At 69.5% G+C, this 16,941-nt stretch carries 16 protein-coding genes; 11 read left to right on the forward strand and 5 right to left on the reverse strand.

Annotation, left to right across the window (positions count from 1 at the left end; all coding sequences use genetic code 11):
- The first annotated feature begins 13 nt into the window (after positions 1 to 13).
- The 9 genes from OHA18_RS08390 to OHA18_RS08430 are packed head-to-tail and all read left to right on the forward strand — an operon-like array spanning position 14 to position 10,894.
- Complete coding sequence (locus OHA18_RS08390; protein WP_329003274.1) at positions 14 to 601, forward strand: hypothetical protein; 588 nt, start codon at positions 14 to 16, stop codon at positions 599 to 601.
- Entirely contained in the window at positions 598 to 2,046 is a 1,449-nt protein-coding gene (locus tag OHA18_RS08395) for an AAA family ATPase (protein WP_329003275.1), read from the forward strand. Before OHA18_RS08390 ends, OHA18_RS08395 begins: the two co-directional genes overlap by 4 nt.
- The gene (locus OHA18_RS08400; RefSeq protein WP_329003276.1) at positions 2,043 to 3,368 is read left to right on the forward strand and encodes a hypothetical protein; all 1,326 of its coding nucleotides are present in this window, start codon (positions 2,043 to 2,045) and stop codon (positions 3,366 to 3,368) included. The genes OHA18_RS08395 and OHA18_RS08400 overlap by 4 nt, the downstream gene beginning before the upstream one ends.
- The gene (locus OHA18_RS08405; RefSeq protein ID WP_329003277.1) at positions 3,365 to 4,360 is read left to right on the forward strand and encodes a glutamate ABC transporter substrate-binding protein; all 996 of its coding nucleotides are present in this window, start codon (positions 3,365 to 3,367) and stop codon (positions 4,358 to 4,360) included. Before OHA18_RS08400 ends, OHA18_RS08405 begins: the two co-directional genes overlap by 4 nt.
- Complete coding sequence (locus OHA18_RS08410) at positions 4,357 to 5,472, forward strand: hypothetical protein (protein WP_329003278.1); 1,116 nt, start codon at positions 4,357 to 4,359, stop codon at positions 5,470 to 5,472. The genes OHA18_RS08405 and OHA18_RS08410 overlap by 4 nt, the downstream gene beginning before the upstream one ends.
- Complete coding sequence (locus OHA18_RS08415; RefSeq protein ID WP_329003280.1) at positions 5,469 to 7,820, forward strand: serine/threonine-protein kinase; 2,352 nt, start codon at positions 5,469 to 5,471, stop codon at positions 7,818 to 7,820. Before OHA18_RS08410 ends, OHA18_RS08415 begins: the two co-directional genes overlap by 4 nt.
- Positions 7,817 to 8,869, forward strand: coding sequence for a PP2C family serine/threonine-protein phosphatase (locus tag OHA18_RS08420; RefSeq protein ID WP_329003281.1), 1,053 nt, complete (start codon positions 7,817 to 7,819; stop codon positions 8,867 to 8,869). The genes OHA18_RS08415 and OHA18_RS08420 overlap by 4 nt, the downstream gene beginning before the upstream one ends.
- Positions 8,870 to 8,885: 16 nt before the next feature.
- On the forward strand, positions 8,886 to 10,163 hold the full coding sequence (locus OHA18_RS08425; protein WP_329003282.1) for a vWA domain-containing protein: 1,278 nt from the start codon (positions 8,886 to 8,888) through the stop codon (positions 10,161 to 10,163).
- Positions 10,160 to 10,894: an FHA domain-containing protein gene (locus OHA18_RS08430; protein ID WP_329003284.1), complete on the forward strand. Its 735-nt coding sequence runs from the start codon at positions 10,160 to 10,162 to the stop codon at positions 10,892 to 10,894. The genes OHA18_RS08425 and OHA18_RS08430 overlap by 4 nt, the downstream gene beginning before the upstream one ends.
- Here OHA18_RS08430 and OHA18_RS08435 read toward each other — a convergent pair.
- Positions 10,891 to 11,343 carry a hypothetical protein gene (locus OHA18_RS08435; RefSeq protein ID WP_329003286.1) on the reverse strand — a complete coding sequence of 151 codons (453 nt, stop codon included), beginning with the start codon at positions 11,341 to 11,343 and terminating at the stop codon, positions 10,891 to 10,893. The genes OHA18_RS08430 and OHA18_RS08435 overlap by 4 nt on opposite strands.
- Before the next feature lie 102 nt (positions 11,344 to 11,445).
- Complete coding sequence (locus OHA18_RS08440) at positions 11,446 to 12,378, reverse strand: GNAT family N-acetyltransferase (protein ID WP_329003287.1); 933 nt, start codon at positions 12,376 to 12,378, stop codon at positions 11,446 to 11,448.
- Positions 12,379 to 12,592: 214 nt separating this feature from the next.
- Between OHA18_RS08440 and OHA18_RS08445 the strand changes: the two genes are divergently transcribed.
- Both OHA18_RS08445 and OHA18_RS08450 read left to right on the forward strand, forming a co-directional pair.
- Positions 12,593 to 13,018, forward strand: a complete 426-nt coding sequence (locus tag OHA18_RS08445; protein ID WP_329003288.1) for a ribonuclease domain-containing protein — start codon at positions 12,593 to 12,595, stop codon at positions 13,016 to 13,018.
- A gap of 65 nt (positions 13,019 to 13,083) precedes the next feature.
- Positions 13,084 to 14,034 carry a glycoside hydrolase family 6 protein gene (locus tag OHA18_RS08450; RefSeq protein ID WP_329003289.1) on the forward strand — a complete coding sequence of 317 codons (951 nt, stop codon included), beginning with the start codon at positions 13,084 to 13,086 and terminating at the stop codon, positions 14,032 to 14,034.
- A gap of 277 nt (positions 14,035 to 14,311) precedes the next feature.
- Here the strand turns inward: OHA18_RS08450 and groL are convergent, their stop codons facing one another.
- The 3 genes from groL to OHA18_RS08465 all read right to left on the reverse strand — a co-directional run bounded on the left by groL (position 14,312) and on the right by OHA18_RS08465 (position 16,915).
- Complete coding sequence (gene groL, locus OHA18_RS08455; protein ID WP_329003290.1) at positions 14,312 to 15,937, reverse strand: chaperonin GroEL; 1,626 nt, start codon at positions 15,935 to 15,937, stop codon at positions 14,312 to 14,314.
- A 226-nt stretch (positions 15,938 to 16,163) separates the two neighbouring features.
- Positions 16,164 to 16,490: a cupin domain-containing protein gene (locus OHA18_RS08460; protein ID WP_329003291.1), complete on the reverse strand. Its 327-nt coding sequence runs from the start codon at positions 16,488 to 16,490 to the stop codon at positions 16,164 to 16,166.
- Between the two features lie 89 nt (positions 16,491 to 16,579).
- Positions 16,580 to 16,915, reverse strand: a complete 336-nt coding sequence (locus OHA18_RS08465; RefSeq protein WP_329003292.1) for an MmcQ/YjbR family DNA-binding protein — start codon at positions 16,913 to 16,915, stop codon at positions 16,580 to 16,582.
- Between the last annotated feature and the right edge of the window lie 26 nt (positions 16,916 to 16,941).

Genomic DNA, 16,941 nt, shown 5'->3' on the forward strand with positions numbered 1-16,941 from the left:
CTGGGGGAACTGCATGGCCATCGGTGACTTCTTCGCGCGGCTGACCGGCCGCAAGGAGGAGCCCGAGCCTGCCCCGGTGGCCGGTCCGCCGACCACGGACGACCTACTGGCGGCGCTGGTCCGCGTCGAGGAGCTGGTCGCGCGCGGCGCCGTACCGGCGGTTGTCGCGTCCCGGGTCGGCCGCGTGGTTCGCGTCGTACGGGAGACGATCCCGCGGCTCGGCAACCTGGGCGGCAGCGCGCAGGCGTACTCCGTGATGGCGACCGCGACCGACTACTTGCCGGAGGCGATCGGCGGGTACCTGCGACTGCCGCGGCAGTGGGCGGACACCCGGCCGGTCGACCGCGGCAAGACGTCGCTGATGATCCTGATCGACCAGTTGGACCTCTTGGCCGCCACGATGGACAAGGTGTTCGACGCGGTGAACCGCGCTGACGCGGCGGCCCTGATCGCCCACGGCAGGTTCCTGCAGGAGAAGTTCGGCACCGGCTCCACCGGCGGAGGATTGGCCCTCGGCCCGACCGGGTCGACCCCGCCACCGGACACCGGCCCGAGTACGGGCGGACCACTGGCACCACCACCCGGACGAGGAGGGTCATGAGCACCGCGGGGGGAACCTCTCTGCAGCAGGCACTCTCCGACCTGCTGGTGGTCGCCGAACGCGCAGGGGTCGCGGAAGACGCCGCGCGCGGCGAGGCGCTCGCCTTGGCTGCCGCGTTGGCCGAATCGGCGCCAGGCGCGCCTGCTGACTGGGCGAAGGCAGTCCCGGGCGGTACGACACAGGACTTCTTCGACGCGGCCGTTCGCGGTCGCCGCTGGCGGGGCGCTCCGACCGCCGTACTCGGTGAGCTGATCGTCGAAGCCTCCGCGGAGAAGACGGCGTACGCCGAGGCGCTCGCCGAAGTGGCATCCGCAGCCTGCACGCTGGGCGAGCCGACGATGCGGGTCATCGGCAACGCGTCGGTCGCGGCCGCAGCGCAGCTGCAGGCGGTAGGTGCGCGGACGCTGCAGGCAGGAGCTGGTCCGGCAGGGCAGGTCACGTCGGCAAAGCCGACGGCCGACGGCGGTGTGCCGGGAACGCCGGTCGAAGGGGCGACCGCGGGAGCGGCCGCGACTCAGGCGGAGGCCGAGGTGGCTGCTGAGCCGGCGAAGACGGTTGAGGAGTTGCTGGCTGAGCTGGATGAGCTGACCGGGTTGGCTCGGGTGAAGCGGGAAGTACATCGGCAGGTCGCCGTACTGCGGGTCGAGAAGCTGCGGACCGAGGCGGGGCTGAAGAGCCCGACGATCACGCGGCACCTGGTGTTCGTGGGGAACCCGGGCACCGGCAAGACGACCGTCGCGCGGTTGGTGAGTGGGATCTACAAGGCACTCGGCCTGCTGTCCAAGGGCCAACTGGTCGAGGTGGACCGGTCGGAGCTGGTGGCCGGGTATCTGGGGCAGACCGCCACGAAGACGGCTGAGGTGGTCGCGTCCGCGGTGGGCGGGGTGTTGTTCATCGACGAGGCGTACAGCCTGACCTCCGGCGACACGGGCGCCGACCAGTACGGTCGGGAAGCCGTCGACACGCTGGTCAAGGAGATGGAGGACCGGCGTGACGACCTGGTCGTGATCGTCGCCGGGTACCCCGAGCCGATGGAGGCGTTCATCGCCGCGAACCCGGGGCTGGCCAGCCGGTTCCGGACCACGATCGAGTTCGAGAACTACACCGACGACGAACTGGCCGACATCCTCACCGGACTCGCCGACGCCTCCGACTACGAGCTGATCCCGGAGTCGCTGGACAAGTTCCGGGAGATCCTGGTCGCGACCCCGCGGGACAGCTCGTTCGGCAACGGCCGGTTCGCCCGCAACGTCCTGGAGGCCGCCATCGGCCGCCACGCCTGGCGCCTGCGCGACGTAACGGCACCGACCACCGACCAACTGCGTCAGATCCTCGCCGAAGACCTCACCGACGACCCCGAACCCGAAGCGACTGCCGAGCTCGAGCTCGAGCCGAGGGTTGAGGCCGAGGCAGCAGACCAGTCCGAGCAAGGAGATCAGGCGTGACCCAGACCCAGAGTGCGCCCCCCGCGACCTGGTCGCCGCCGGGCCCGCCCGCCAGTACGACGCAGCCGGTCACCCGGGCACCAAGCCGCCGCAACGCAGTAGCCCAGTGGTTCCAGGGCACCCCCGGCCGCATGCGCGCCTTCCTCATCCTGGCCGCGGCGATGAGCGTCGTCTTCGGCCTGGCCGCCGCGCAGGGCTTCCGTCAGTCCGACGGTGCGCTCGAGCGCGCCGAGGCCAACGCCGAGCAGCTTGTCCGTATTCAGGCAATCCACACCAACCTGGTCAGCGCGAACGCCGACGCCACCAACGCCTTTCTGGTCGGCGGTCTCGAGCCGGCCGACCAGCGGCAGCACTTCGTCGACTCGATGGCTTCGGCGGCCCGCCTCATCTCGGAGGCCGCGACCGCCCAGCCGGCCGACCAGAAAGTCCTCGGCGAGCTGAACACCACGCTGATCACGTACGACGGCCTGATCGAGCAAGCCCGGGCCAACAACCGCCAGGGACTCCCGATCGGATCGCAGTACCTGCGGGACGCGAACGCCGTACTGCAGAACGACGCACTGCCGCTGGTCAACGCCCTGGTCGATGCCAACGAGAAGCGCGTCGACACGGAGTTCGGCGGCGTCAACGACGGCACGATCTGGGTGGTCGTCAGCGGTCTGCTCACGTTGCTGATCCTGGGGATCACGCTGCGCTGGCTGGCCCGCCGTACGCACCGCTACGTCAACCTGCCGATCGCGGCAGGCGCCGTGGTCGTGCTGCTCACCACCATCGTCGGCGGCGTCGCGCTGTCGTCCGCTTCGGGAAGCGCGAGCAGCACGAGGTCCGATGCCTACTCCAAGACGCTGGCGTTGTCGCGCGCCCGGATCGCGGCGTACGACGCCCGGTCGAACGAGAGCCTCACCTTGATCGCACGCGGGTCGGGCGACGCGTTCGACAAGGCGTACAACACGGCCGCGGCTACGGTGGACGAGGAGCTGAAGAAGTCCTCGGGCACCGTCGACGGCCTGTCCGACCGTTGGGACGCGTACAAGGCGATCCACGTCAAGATCCGGGATGCCGACGCCAACAAGGGCAACTGGGACGGCGCGGTCGCGATGGCTGTCGGCACGGACAAGACGAGCAATGCGGTGGACGCGTTCAAAGCCTTCGACACCAGCTCGGCGGAGCAACTGAAGACGACCAGCGACACGGTCTCGAACGAGCTGTCCGACACCCGCGGCGGCCTCCCGCCGCTCGGCTGGCTCGGTCTGCCACTCGGCATCGTCGCCGCGTTGCTCGTTGCCTGGGGTATGTCGCAGCGTTTGGAGGAGTACCGATGAAGAAGCTCGTCCCGATTGCGGTAGCCACCGCACTCCTCCTCACCGCCTGCGGTTCCGGCAACTACGCGGCTACGGAGATCCCGGCCGAGCCGGCGCCGACGCAGGCCACGACGGCCCCGTCGACCACAGCGCCATGCAGCAAAGAGGGAGAGCTGGCGTCGTACGCGCCGGATCGGGAGACGCCGGCACCCGGTGGTGTGATGCCCGCAGGTAGCTACATGGAGAAGATCAAGGCTCGCGGCCGGCTGATCGCGGGCGTCTCGGCGGACAGCCTGCACCTCGGTTCCCGGAACCCGTTGACCGGGCAGATCGAGGGCTTCGACATCGACATGATCAACATGGTCGCCGACGCGATCTTCGGGCCGCCCGCACCGGGCAAGCCGCACAAGGTCGAGCTACGGGTGATTTCCAGTCCGCAGCGCATCCCGGTGCTGCAGAGCGGTCAGGTCGACATCGTCGCCCGGAACATGACGATCAACTGCGCCCGCTGGCAGCAGATCGCGTTCTCCGCCGAGTACTACCGCTCCGGCCAGAAGACGCTCGTGCAGCGAGATTCAACGGCCAAGAGCACTGCCGACCTGGATGGCCAGACCATCTGCGCTCCGGCCGGGTCGACCTCTCTGGACAACCTCAAGAAGAAGAACCCGGAGGTCAAGCCGATCACCGCCGACACGGACACCGGCTGCCTGGTCCTGTTCCAGCAGGGCAAGGCGCAAGGGATCAGTGGCGATGACACCGTCCTGGCCGGCGATGCCGCGCAGGACCCGTACGCCAAGATCCTGCCGGAGCGATTCAGCGACGAGCCCTACGGCCTCGGCATCAAGAAGGAGAATGTGGACTTCGTCCGGTTCGTCAACGCCGCCCTCGCGCAGATGAAGACCCCTGACGCTTCGGGCCAGAGCGCGTGGATGACGTCGTACAGCAAGTGGCTGGGGACGGACCTGGGCAAACTGGCAGCGCCTCCGACAGCCGTCTATGGCCGGACGCCATGACTGTTCGTACGCCGACGGTCTCGGCTCCTCCGCCGCCGGGGAAGATGGGGAGCAGTGTTCCGGCGACGGAGCTGCTTTCTTTTCTTGGGGCGCTCGGGGAGTGGCGGGATCGGCGGAAGGCCGAGCTGGACGAGCTTGATCAGGCTGCGTTGAGTGCGCCGGACGGGGATGCGTTGAGTGCGGATGTCGTGCTCAGCATGACCGTCTGGAAGGCCGTCTCGGATCGGTACGAGTTGATCCTGGTGACCTGGGACTCGGGCCGGGTCGGGGTGACCGAGACCGAGCGGATCTCGGCGCTGATCTGGGGCGGCCTGGACGCCGGTGGCGCGGGTGGCTCGCTCGCCGTTTCGTTGCCTGAGGCATGCAAGTTGTCGGATGCGCTGGCGTCCAGTCTGCGCGCCAAGCTGGCGCTCGACCCGGGCGATGCCGACCGGGCCGCCCGGCTCCGGGAGTTGCGGGCGCAGGTGGAGCGGATCAGCGACCTGGTGAAGCTCGAGCCCGCGAACGTCCGCGACAAGGCGCTCGCCCAGCACCACGATCTGGACCGCCGGCTGACGGATCTTGCCGACCGCAACAAACGCGGCGCGGACATCGGTGGCCAGATCGGGCCGTTGGAGATCGACGCCGCGAGGGCCGAGCGGGACCTCATCGTCGGCGCCGCCACGCGCAAGGAGCGGGCCGCCGATGTGGCCCGGGCGCGAACGGTGCGCGGCGAGCTCGAGGCGCAGGGTACTGCGGTCCGCGCGCTCGCCGACAAGGCGGTCGCAACGGTCGCCCCGGCCCCGCGCCTCGCCGTACCGGATGTCACTGCACTGGGATCGGTGCCGAACACGCCGGCCGAGCTCGAGAAGTACCTGACCAGGTTGGACGCCGTACGACGGGCGCTCGGTCAGGCACAGGCGGCGTACGGCTCCGCGCTCGGCAAGCGGGACGAACTGACCCAACTGCTGGACGCCTATCAGGTGAAGGCTTCAAGTGTTGCCCCAGGCAATGAAGATCTCGCCGAGCTGTACCGGCGCGGCCGAGCGGTGATCGAGGTGGAGCCGGTGGATCTGGCTCGCCTCGGCGCACTGGTAGCGGCCTACCAGGCCTACCTGGAAGGGACGAAATGACGACCTGCACCCAGCCGGGCTGTACCGGCTCCATCGTCGACGGGTACTGCGACGTCTGCGGCTCCCCCGCGGCCCCGAGCCCAGCGGCCGCCGCCCAGGCAGCCGCCGCTCCGGCAACGGCGACCGGCGCCTGCACGCAGCCCGGCTGCACCGGCACCTACGTCGACGGGTACTGCGACGTGTGCGGCTCGCCCGCCTCGACGAGCGCAGCTCCTGACCACGATCCGATCAGCTCGGTGTCGACGGTCTCCCGCGCGTCCAACCGCCTGGCCTCCACGCCGCTCGGCTCCGCCCGCGCCGCCCAGGCCGGCTCGAAGCTGACCCGCAAGCTCGGTACGTCGTCCACCCGCCTGCGCGGCGCGCGACTCGGCGCCGGCCTGACGCACGTGCCGTCGATCCCCGCGATCGACGCGAGCAAAGCGATCCTGGCCAACCCGATGGTCCCGGAGGATCGCCGGAACTGCCCGAGTTGCGGCAACCCGGTCGGCCGCTCCCGCAGCGGACAGCCCGGCCGCACCGAGGGCTTCTGCCCGAAGTGCCGCAACCGGTTCTCGTTCTCGCCGAAGCTGCAGGCCGGCGACCTGGTCGGCGGCCAGTACAAGGTGGCCGGCTGCCTGGCCCACGGTGGTTTCGGCTGGATCTACCTGGCTCAGGACCAGAACGTGTCCAACCGCTGGGTCGTCCTCAAGGGCCTGCTGAACTCCGAGGACCCGGACGCCGTCGCGGCCGCGATCGCGGAGCAGCAGTTCCTGGCCCGGGTCGAGCACCCGCTGATCGTCGAGATCTACAACTTCGTCACCCACGACGGCGCCGGCTACATCGTGATGGAGTACGTCGGCGGCACCTCGCTGAAGACGCTGCTCAAACAGCGGATGGAAGCCAACAAGGGCCAGTACGACGCGCTTCCGATCGACCAGGCGATCGCGTACCTGCTGGAGATCCTGCCCGCGTTCTCGTACCTGCACGACCTCGGCCTGGTGTACTGCGACTTCAAGCCGGACAACATCATCCAGGTCGGCGACGCGGTCAAGCTGATCGACCTCGGCGGTGTCCGGCGGATCGACGACCTGGATTCCGCGATCTACGGCACGGTCGGCTTCCAGGCGCCAGAGGTGGCCGAGGTCGGCCCGTCGGTTGCCTCCGACATCTTCACGCTGGGCCGGACGCTGTGCGTGCTGGCGATGGAGTTCCGCGGCTACCAGGGCCGGTACGTCGACTCGCTGCCGCCCGTAGGCGAAGTACCGCTCTTCCAGCAGTACGACTCGGTGTACCGGTTGTTGCTCAAGGCATGTGCGAAGGACCCGGCGGACCGTTTCCAGTCCGCCGACGAGTTCCGCGTGCAGCTGCTCGGCGTACTGCGTGAGGTGGTGGCGGACAAGCAGGGCGTCAAGGCGGCCCAGCACTCCGCGTCGTCGCTGCTCTTCGGCACGCCGGGTGACAAGTCGACCGGACTGGGCGACGCGGTCGAGCCATGGCAGCAGCTGCCGTCGCTGGCGCCGGACGAGAGCGACAAGATGGCCGGCTGGCTGAAGACGGTCAGCGTGCCGGATGCGGCCAAGCGGCTCGAGCTGCTGATCGACGCGCCGGAGCAGTCCCCGCAGACGTTGCTGGAGGTCGCGGAGGCCGCACTGGAGGTCGGACCCGAGCGCTACGACATGGTGGACACTGCGGTGTCCGACCTGCTCAACTCCGACCCGTGGGAGTGGCGGGCGGTCTGGATGGCCGGACTGGTCGCTCTGGCCCGCGGTGACTCGGCTGCTGCGCAGTCCGCGTTCAACGCGGTCTACGGCCAGGTGCCGGGCGAGCTGGGGCCGAAACTCGCGCTGGCGATCGCCTGTGAGCACAGCGGCGAGTACGACGTTGCCGAGGGCCTCTACCTGACCTGTGCCCGGACCGACGCGAACTACATCGCACCGTCCGCCTTCGGCCTGGCCACGATCCGTACGCAGCGCAACGACCTCGACGGAGCGCTCGGCGCCCTCGACCTGGTCCCGCGTACCAGCGGCGCGTACGTACGGGCCCGTCGCCAGCGAGCCGGTCTGCTGGCAGGATCAGGGCGTGGCCTTCCCGCGCTCGCCCAGGCGATGGACAGCATCACCGCGCTGACCATCGACCCGGTCGACCGGGCCAACCTGGCTGCGGACGTGTTCCGGACCGCGCTGGCCGAGGTCCAGCAGTCCGGTCCGCAGGAGGCTCTGCGGATCGACGGGCGGGTGGCGACCGAGCCGGCCCTGCGGGAAGGGCTCGAGGCGACCTACCGGTTGCTGGCCGACCAGGCCGAGACCCGGCCGGAACGGATCGCCCTGGTCGACCAGGCCAACGAAGTTCGAGGATGGACGTTGCGATGACGAGTACGACCGAGACGGTCTGCCCCAGCTGTGGCGGGCCGGTGTCCGAGGCCGATCGCTTTTGCGAGGCCTGTGGCGCCGAGCTCAACCCGGCGGCCGCGCCCACCTCGACGGCCCTGGACACCGACACCGAGCCGACGATCGAGATCACCGCGGCCGCCGTCGACGAGGTCGGTCCGTGCAGGTCGTGTGGCGGCACCATCAGCTCGGACGGGTACTGCGAGACGTGCGGCACCAAGGCAGCGAAGCCGCGGGACCACTTCGAGGAGCAGCCGGCGCCGTGGGTGGCCGGGGTGTGCGACCGCGGCATCCGGCACAGCCGGAACGAGGACGCCATGGCTATCGCGGCGGACGCCGCGCCGGGCAGCCGGGCGTTGCTCGTGGTCTGCGACGGCGTGAGCTCGTCGCTGGATTCCGACGTGGCATCGCTTGCCGCGGCCCGGGCAGCCTGCGAGGTGCTCCAGGCCGGCCACGCTCAGGGCCTCGGCACGGACTCCTCCCGGGCTAGTGCGATCGCGGCCCGGCTCAAGGCGGCGGCCGACGCCGCGAGTGACGCCGTACTCGACAACACCAGTCCCGACAGCCCCAACCCGGCGTCCTGCACGTTCGTCGCGGCGGTCCTGGAGGACGGGCTGCTGGTGGCGGGCAACGTCGGAGACAGCCGCGCGTACTGGTTCCCTGACGAGGCTGAGGCGGTCGCGCTGACCGTCGACGACTCCTGGGCGGCCGAGCTGATCGCCACCGGGATCTCGCGCGAGGAGGCCGAGTCCGGCCCGCACGCGCACGCGATCACCCGCTGGCTCGGCAAGGACGCACCGGACCACACACCCCGGACCACGACGCTCCACGTGACCGGGCCGGGCTGGCTGCTGGTCTGCTCGGACGGCCTGTGGAACTACTGCTCGGAGGCGGCACCGCTGGCCGACCTCGTACGTCAGACAGCTGCGGACAACGGTGGCGAGCCGAAAGCCACCGCGTCCGCCCTGGTCGACTGGGCCAACGCCCAGGGTGGCCAGGACAACATCACCGTCGCCTTGGCACGGATCTAGGGAGAGGGACCCCGAGATGGCCGACTTCACCGCCAGCGTCTACCAGAACGAGTTCCTGCCCGACGGCGGGACCGACGTCCACGCCATCGTCACGGTGAACTGCACCGGGGCCGGCGCGGCCGGGCAGTCCGGCAGCGGCGACGCGGGCGAGATCATCATCGTCGACACCTCCGGTTCGATGGGCCGCGAGGGCGTACAGGCTGCGGCGTACGCCGCCCAGACCGCTCTCGACCAGATCCTCGACGGGGTCTGGTTCGCGGTGATCTCCGGCAACGACCGCGCGCAGCTGGCGTTCCCGCCGTCCGCGGAGCCGGTGATGGTCAGGATGGACCCGTACACCCGGCAGGCCGCCAAGGACGCGGTGTCCCGGTTCTACGCCGACGGCGGGACCGCGATGGGCACCTGGCTGCGGCTGGCGTCGCGCGTCTTCGCGACTGTGCCGTCACTGTCCCAGAAGCACGCGATCCTGCTGACCGACGGCGAGAACCAGCACGAGACGCCGGAGGCGCTGACCCAGGCGATCGCGTCGGTGACCGGTCAGTTCCAGTGCGACACCCGCGGCGTCGGCGTGGCCTGGCAGGTCGACGAGGTACGGCGGATCGCGCAGGCGCTGCTCGGCACCGTCGACATCATCCCGGCGCCGGATCAGCTCGCCGCCGAGTTCTCCAAGCTGATCCAGAACGCGATGAGCCGCGGTGTCGCGCAGGCCGACCTGCGCGTGTGGGCGCCACAGGGCGCCGAGGTGCTGTTCGTCCGGCAGGTCGCTCCGACGGTCGAGGACCTGACGTCGCGGCGTACGGCGATCAATCCGCTGACCGGCTCGTACCCGACCGGCTCGTGGGGCGACGAGTCCCGCGACTACCACGTGGCGATCCGGCTGGCCGCGAAGGCCATCGGGCAGGAGCAGCTCGCTGCGCGGGTCCAACTCGTGCTGGGCAACGACGTGGTCGCGCAGGGCCTGGTCAAGGCGCTGTGGTCGGCCGACGAGGCGCTCACCACCCGGATCAGCCCGGAGGTCGCGCACTACACCGGGCAGACCGAGCTGGCGCAGGCGATCCAGGACGGTCTGGCCGCCAAGGCCGTCGGTGACACGGCGACCGCCACCACGAAGCTCGGCCGGGCGGTCCAGCTCGCCGCCGCGACCGGTAACGAGGAAGCGACGACGCGGCTGCGCAAGGTTGTCGACATCGACGACCAGGAAACGGGTACGGTGCGGCTGAAGCGGACCGTGGAGAAGGCCGACGAGATGGCCCTCGACACAGCCTCCACCAAGACCACCCGGGTGAAGAAATGACCGTCAACTGTCCGAGTGGGCACCCGTCCACCTCGACCGACTACTGCGACGTCTGCGGGCTCCCGATCGGCGAGGCCGCCACACCGGCGGCGGCCTCGGTCCCGGCGCCCGCTGTCGCAGCGCCCGGTCCGGCCGCGACACCCGCACCGGCCCCGGTCGGTCAGACCTGCCCCAACTGCCAGGAGCCGGCGTCGGCCGACGCGCTGTTCTGCGAGAGCTGCGGCTACGACTTCACCACCGGCACCATGCCGCGCCCTGCGTCCTCACTGGACATCTCTTCGTCGGGCCCGACACCGCCGGCGCCGCCCACGGCGGTCGCGGAGTGGGTGGCCGAGCGCTGGGTCGACCCCGACTGGTACGCCGTACAGCAGAGTGACGACCCGTGTCCGTCACCCGGCCTGCCGACCGTGATCCCGTTGACGGAGAAGAGCCTGCTGATCGGCCGCCCGTCCCGCAGCCGGAACATCCACCCCGAGATCGACTGCGGCGACGACACCGGCGTCAGCCGCCGCCAGGCCCAACTGACCACCGATGGCCAGCGCTGGTGGGTCGAGGACCTCCAGTCCTCCAACGGCACGTACGTCGCCTCCGCCGCCGGCCCGCTCCCCGAAGACCCGATCATCCCCGGCCAGCGCCAGGAACTGAACCCCGACGACCGCATCTACGTCGGCGCCTGGACCCGCCTGGTGGTCCGCAAGGCCACCCCCGAGGAGCAAGCCGGGCAAGCCTAGGAAGTCGCAGTCTCCCGGGTCCAGCTCGGTGCCGGGTTGAAGCAGAGCCATTCGATCACGGTCGAGCCGATGACGATGGGGATGGCCCAGGCCCAGGGCTGGTGCGGGAGGCTGACGACGGCGATGGCGGTCCAGAGCGCGATCCAGCCTCCGCCGTACCCGCGCAGGACGCCGCGGTACCAGAGGCCGCCGGGGGCCTCGGCGGCGCGCTGGCCGAGGTAGACGAACAGGTACGACGCGATCGTGATCGGCCAGAAGTACCAGAGCCGGCCCCAGTCGTACGGGACCATCACCAGCGCGGTCAGGCAGACCAGCGCGATCGTCCAGTGGTAGACCTCGCCGGCCCAGTTCAGCCCGCGGCGCCGCAACGTCAGCACGATCGCCAGCGGGCCGAACAGGATCGCGAGACCCCCTGCCACGACATGCAGAATCAACGCGATGTCACGCATCGGAGCGACTCCCCCGCTCCCCGCTCCCCCCGGAGCTATCTGACATGTCAGGGAGCATAGGGCGCGGGGTTGTCGCTCGTCTCTACCTCGGCAACTCGGAGTTCAGCTCTCCGGGAACGACAGCACCCGGCGGACTGCGAAGTTCCGATATCCCTGGCGTTCGAAGGACTTCGCCATCGGCACGTTGCCGAAGTCGGTGTCGGCGCGGATGTGTTCGGCGCCGGTCTCGTCGAGCATGTGGGTGATCTCGGCCAGCAGGTCGTCGATCAGCCCGTTCCCACGGCGCTCCGGTACGACGCCGAGGTACCCGACGACCGGCCCACCGGCGTTCGCCGACGGGATCGCGAACCCGATCAGCTCGCCGCCCTCGTCGTACGCCAGCCGCCACCAGCTCCGCTCACCCGGCATCGACGTGTAGATCTCGACCTCCTCGCGGGCCGCGCCCTCGGCCCCGATGCGCGCGATCTCCCGCGCGGTCCCGGCGTCCAGGCTGCCCTTGGCGACCCGCATGAACACGTCGACGAAGGCCTCGTCGTCGGCCGGCTCGAAGCGCAGCCGGGTCGAACGCGGCGGCAGCCCGTACTCCGGCTTCCACTCGTAGCGCAGCCGATCGGTGATCGCGGTCAGACCGGCCGCCGTGGCCGCCTGAGCCCGTGGTTCGACGGCAGCGACAACGTCAGGCTGGTCCTGCCAGTCGCTGGTCAGGAAGAAGTGGTACTCCGGCGGCTCGGCATCGGCCGGCCGTGGTGCGACGGCGTGCTTGATCAGCTCGGTCCAGACCGGGACCGGGTCGCTGTCGCCGACGTAGTACAGGCCGTCGATGCTGAGCGGGTGTTCGGCGTCCGGGAAGCCCCACCAGATGGCGAGAGCCTGGATCGCGCCGTTCTCCTCGACGACCCAGTTCCAGTCGTCCCGGTAGTAGCCGTCGGCAACATACTCGAGATACCGCTCGTGGGTGACGGTGTTGACGGACTTCTGCTCGATCAGAGCAAGGATGGTGTCGAGGTCGGCCTCGACGGTGTTGCGGATGGTCACGAATCCTCCAGCAGGAGGCGCGGATCCGCTCAGTGCGAGGTGAGGGAGCGGATCGGGTGCGCCGGGAAACAAGTCAGTGTGCTCATCGGTCGCTCCTTCCACTCCGGAATCGGTCTCGCCGGGCCAGACTCTAAACGGCCGCCGGGGTCATAGTCCACCTGTTATTCACACCTGGGATGTACGAACGTTTGTTTGCGGGGGAAGCGTGCCAAGCATGAGAACCCTCATCGCCGCCGTGGTCCTGGCGACCACCGCCGCCTTCGGCTCCACGGCCTACGCCGCCCCGACCACCGCCCCCACCTCCAGCACGTACGTCGTCGCGTCCAGCGCGATCCACACAGCCGCGATCGACACGTGTGCGCTCAGCTCGCTGCCGTCACAGGCGGCCGACACCCTCGGCCTGATCCACTCCGGCGGGCCGTTCCCGTACTCGCAGGACGGCACCGTCTTCCAGAACCGGGAAGGCATCCTCCCGGCCGAGTCGAGCAGCTTCTACCACGAGTACACCGTGATCACGCCCGGCTCACCGGATCGTGGCGCCCGCCGGCTGATCGGCGGCGGCGCGAAGACGACCCCGGAGCACGTCTACTACACCGGCGACCACTACGCCTCGTTCTGCGAGGTGGACGAGAACAGCTGAACCTCTGAGAGTAGTCTCATCGGCACGTTGAGTGATCACTCCATCGATGGAAGGACGCTTCACCGATGCCGACTCTGCGCCCGGCGGTGGCTGGGCTCTTACTGTCCGCCGCATTGGTCGTCTTCGGCCGGCCCGAAGCCGGGCTGGCCGAAGCGACCGGCGACCCGCTCAAGCTGACGAACGGGCTGTATGTCGATCCGTCCTCGGCCGTGGCGGCGTACGTACGACGGCATCCCGAGGACACCGAGCTCGCGTCGAAGATCGCCGGGCAGGCGTCGGCGCGGTGGTTCGGAGCCTGGAGCGGGGACGTGAAGGCGGGCGTCACGGCGTACACGACTGCTGCGGACAGGGCCGGCAAGCTGCCGGTCCTGGTCGCGGACAACCTGCCCGGCGGACCGTGCGGCGTCGGCGGTGGCGCGGCTGACGCAGCGGCGTACCGGGCCTGGATCGCGGCCTTGTCGGACGGGATCGGGACCCGGCCCGCGGTCGTGGTGCTCGAGCCGGACGCGCTGGCGCGGCTCGACTGCTTCCCGCCCGCGCAGTGGGACGGGCGGATCGCGATGCTGAAGTACGCCGTCGGGCTGCTCGCCGTGAAGAACCCGAACACCTGGGCGTACCTCGACGCGGGCAACGTGACATCCGGTGACGCGAAGGAGATGGCGCGGCGGCTCCGGCTCGCCGACATCGGCAAGATCCGCGGCTTCGCCATGAACACGGCGAACTACTTCACCACGGCGGAGTCGACCACCCGCGGTACGGCGATCCTCCAGGCCCTCGGCGGCGGCAGCCACTTCGTCATCGACACCGCCCGCAACGGCAACGGCTCCGACGGCAACTCCTGCAACCCACCCGCCCGCAAACTCGGCACCACCCCCGCGGTCGCAACCTCACCCGTCGACCTACACCTCTGGCTCCGAACCCCCGGCGAATCCGACGGCCCCTGCGGCCTGACCCCCACCCTCCCAGTCCGCACCTTCTCCCCCCTCCTGGCCCACCACCTGATAACCGGCACCTAGACGCCACCGCTCCGCCGCGACAGCCTCGTCAGCCCCCTCCAGCGTCGAGTCGTGGGAAACGGCTGGAGCTGATTTCACCGAGTCGTGGGATTCGGCGACGAGATGCGGCCAGAATCCACGACTCGCCGTTCGGGGCACCGGCCAAACGCCACGACTCGGCGAGGCGAGGGCTGGGCCTTGTGGGTGAAGCTGGGACTTGCCGCTCCAACGAGAAGCGGTCCCGGGCATCGCCCGGGACCGCTCTTCACTGCTTTGGTGCTTTGCTGTCGACTTCGGGTCAGAAGTCCATGCCGCCCATGTCGGGCGCGCCACCCGGAGCGGCCGAGGCCTTCTCCGGCTTGTCGGCGATGACGGCCTCGGTGGTGAGGAACAGGGCCGCGATGGACGCTGCGTTCTGCAGCGCCGAGCGCGTCACCTTGGCCGGGTCGATGATGCCGGTCTTGATCAGGTCGACGTACTCGCCGGTTGCGGCGTTGAGGCCCCAGCCCGGCTCGAGGTTGCGGACCTTCTCCACCACGACGCCGCCCTCGAGGCCGGCGTTCACGGCGATCTGCTTCAGCGGCGCCTCGACCGCGGACCGCACGATGGCGGCACCGGTGGCCTCGTCACCTTCGAGGTCCAGCTTCTCGAACGCGATCACCGACGCCTGCAGCAGAGCCACGCCACCACCGGCGACGATGCCCTCCTCGACGGCAGCCTTCGCGTTGCGAACGGCGTCCTCGATGCGGTGCTTGCGCTCCTTCAGCTCGACCTCGGTGGCCGCGCCGACCTTGATCACCGCAACGCCACCGGCCAGCTTGGCCAGCCGCTCCTGCAGCTTCTCGCGGTCGTAGTCGGAGTCCGACTTCTCGATCTCGGCGCGGATCTGGTTGACCCGGCCGCCGATCTGGTCCGCGTCGCCCTCGCCCTCGACGATGGTCGTCTCGTCCTTGGTGACGACGATCTTGCGGGCCTGGCCGAGCAGCTCCAGGTCGACCGAGTCCAGCTTGAGACCGACCTCCTCGGAGATCACCTCGCCACCGGTGAGGACGGCGATGTCGACCAGCATGGCCTTGCGGCGGTCACCGAAGCCCGGTGCCTTGACGGCGACGGCCTTGAAGGTGCCCTTGATCTTGTTGACGACCAGGGTCGCCAGCGCCTCGCCCTCGATGTCCTCGGCGATGATGGCCAGCGACTTGCCGGTCTGCATGACCTTCTCCAGCACCGGGACCAGGTCCTTGATGCTCGAGATCTTGCTGTTGACGATCAGGATGTACGGGTCGTCGAGAACCGCTTCCATCCGGTCGGTGTCGGTCACGAAGTACGGCGAGATGTAGCCCTTGTCGAAGCGCATACCCTCGGTGAGCTCGAGCTCGAGGCCGAAGGTGTTGCTCTCCTCGACGGTGATGACGCCTTCCTTGCCGACCTTGTCCATCGCCTCGGCGATGATCGAGCCGACCTGGGTGTCCGCGGCCGAGATGGACGCGGTCGCCGCGATCTGCTCGCGGGTCTCGACCGGCTTGGCCAGCGCCAGCAACTGCTCGCTGACGGCCTCGGTCGCCTTCTCGATGCCCTTCTTCAGGCCCATCGGGTTGGCGCCGGCCGCGACGTTGCGCAGACCCTCGCGGACGAGAGCCTGAGCCAGCACGGTGGCCGTGGTGGTGCCGTCACCGGCGACATCGTCGGTCTTCTTGGCAACTTCCTTGACGAGCTCGGCCCCGATCTTCTCGTACGGGTCCTCGAGCTCGATCTCCTTGGCGATGGAGACACCGTCGTTGGTGATCGTGGGGGCGCCCCACTTCTTCTCCAGCACGACGTTGCGGCCCTTCGGGCCGAGCGTCACCTTGACGGCATCGGCGAGGGTGTTCATCCCTCGCTCGAGGCCGCGGCGCGCCTCTTCATCGAACGCAATCAGCTTGGGCATTCTCCGCGAGTCCTCCCGCGTCGAGTCTTTGTGGTCCAGCCGGCCCGGATGCCCGCGACGGACGGCACCGACCCGCGACGCTCATGTCCCGCCGCGCTCCGGCACCTCATCGAGGCCGTCTTCTTGCACACTCGTCCGGGCAGGAACGCTTATCACTCTCGCCCTTGGAGTGCTAACCAAGTATTAGCACTCGACCCAAACGAGTGCAAGCCAGGCCACCTGCCGCTCACGCGGTGAGCGGAACCTCCGCCGGACCGAAGACGATGATCCGGACGCCGGTCTCGGTCCGCGGCTGGTGCCGGCTGCCGGCCTGGTAGTACAGGTACGTGCCCGCCGGGTACGACCGGCCGTGGTCGAGCAACTCGCCCGACGCGACGTAGATCAGCTCGTCCCGGTCGTGTACGTCGACCTCCGGCCAGGTGATCCCGGCCTCGAGATCGAAAGCGCGGACCAGCACCTGCCCGCTGGACGGCAGGGCGCGGCGGACGATGCCGGGTGCCACTGGGCTGGTTTCGGCGTCATCGAGTAGGACTGCTTGCGGTTCGTTCGACATGCTCACAATCTGGCAGCACGACGCGCCCGGCAACAGGCTCGTCCCGGTCCCCGACCGGACGGATCCGGACACATCAGGCGCGCGGGCGGTCAGCTGCTCAGCTGGGCGGCCAGGTACTTCGGGGCGGTGAGGCGCCAGGCTTCGGTGATCAGCTCGCCCAGCTCCTCCTCGTCGGCCAGGTCGAGCTGGATCAGAATCCAGGCGAAGCGGCCGCCGGCCCAGGACGGCTCGTAGACCTCTGGGTTCTCGGCGACCAGCGCCTCCTGCTCCTCACGGAGCGCCTTCAGGTGGATGCGGGTCTGATCCTCGGACATGTAGGCGAAGCTCTTGTTCCGCACCTTGAAGACCGGCTGCCCCGCCCAGCCCTCGTGTTCCTCCGCCCCCGGCAACCCCGCCATCACCTTCACCACCGCCTGCGCATCCATACCCCGACGCTAAGCGGGCGCACCGA

The organism is Kribbella sp. NBC_00709, from assembly GCF_036226565.1.
Lineage (GTDB): Bacteria > Actinomycetota > Actinomycetes > Propionibacteriales > Kribbellaceae > Kribbella.

Bases quoted from the DNA above. Each gene is read 5' to 3' on its own strand.
- OHA18_RS08390 (WP_329003274.1), top strand. From the start codon at position 14: ATGGCCATCGGTGACTTCTTCGCGCGGCTGACCGGCCGCAAGGAGGAG.
- OHA18_RS08395 (WP_329003275.1), top strand. From the start codon at position 598: ATGAGCACCGCGGGGGGAACCTCTCTGCAGCAGGCACTCTCCGACCTG.
- OHA18_RS08405 (WP_329003277.1), top strand. From the start codon at position 3,365: ATGAAGAAGCTCGTCCCGATTGCGGTAGCCACCGCACTCCTCCTCACC.
- OHA18_RS08410 (WP_329003278.1), top strand. From the start codon at position 4,357: ATGACTGTTCGTACGCCGACGGTCTCGGCTCCTCCGCCGCCGGGGAAG.
- OHA18_RS08415 (WP_329003280.1), top strand. From the start codon at position 5,469: ATGACGACCTGCACCCAGCCGGGCTGTACCGGCTCCATCGTCGACGGG.
- OHA18_RS08420 (WP_329003281.1), top strand. From the start codon at position 7,817: ATGACGAGTACGACCGAGACGGTCTGCCCCAGCTGTGGCGGGCCGGTG.
- OHA18_RS08425 (WP_329003282.1), top strand. From the start codon at position 8,886: ATGGCCGACTTCACCGCCAGCGTCTACCAGAACGAGTTCCTGCCCGAC.
- OHA18_RS08430 (WP_329003284.1), top strand. From the start codon at position 10,160: ATGACCGTCAACTGTCCGAGTGGGCACCCGTCCACCTCGACCGACTAC.
- OHA18_RS08435 (WP_329003286.1), bottom strand. From the start codon at position 11,343: ATGCGTGACATCGCGTTGATTCTGCATGTCGTGGCAGGGGGTCTCGCG.
- OHA18_RS08445 (WP_329003288.1), top strand. From the start codon at position 12,593: ATGAGAACCCTCATCGCCGCCGTGGTCCTGGCGACCACCGCCGCCTTC.
- OHA18_RS08450 (WP_329003289.1), top strand. From the start codon at position 13,084: ATGCCGACTCTGCGCCCGGCGGTGGCTGGGCTCTTACTGTCCGCCGCA.
- groL (WP_329003290.1), bottom strand. From the start codon at position 15,937: ATGCCCAAGCTGATTGCGTTCGATGAAGAGGCGCGCCGCGGCCTCGAG.
- OHA18_RS08460 (WP_329003291.1), bottom strand. From the start codon at position 16,490: ATGTCGAACGAACCGCAAGCAGTCCTACTCGATGACGCCGAAACCAGC.
- OHA18_RS08465 (WP_329003292.1), bottom strand. From the start codon at position 16,915: ATGGATGCGCAGGCGGTGGTGAAGGTGATGGCGGGGTTGCCGGGGGCG.